The 461-nt window shown below is 35.8% G+C and carries 1 pseudogene; it reads left to right on the top strand.

The features are described 5' to 3' along the window. Positions 1 to 114: 114 nt before the first annotated feature. A pseudogene (locus G3A46_RS14280) lies at positions 115 to 461 on the top strand (IS3 family transposase); the annotation flags it as partial.

The raw sequence follows: 461 nt of genomic DNA on the forward strand, positions 1-461 counted from the left end.
TATTAAGAAGGATCTAGATAAGCTTATAGATGATAGTTACCTTACAGTGGCCGCTAAGAAATTAGGCTACAAAGATGCTTTAGAACTTAAAAAAAAACTAAACATCAAGCCCTAATGGAAACTATAGGCAACAATCCAATAGAAAGACCCTTCAGCATCTTTGCTATCTGCAAGGGATTTGACTTAACTCGTGATGCGTTTTATAAATACAAAAAACGCTATGTCAAGCGAATAAGAATAGAAAACCAAGTGTTAGAAATAGTTCATAAAAGACGAAGAACCCTACCAAGAGAAGGTGCTAGAAAGCTAATGAGATCACTGAAAACTGACTTTAAACGACACAACATCAAGATTGGTAGAGACCAGTTATTGAGGATCCTCAGAGACAATGAGCTCTTGATACGGCGAAAAAAATATTCGTCCAGAACAACCAACTCGCATCATAGATTTTACAAATACAA

The organism is Aequorivita sp. KMM 9714 (assembly GCF_011065475.1).
Taxonomy (GTDB): domain Bacteria; phylum Bacteroidota; class Bacteroidia; order Flavobacteriales; family Flavobacteriaceae; genus Aequorivita; species Aequorivita sinensis.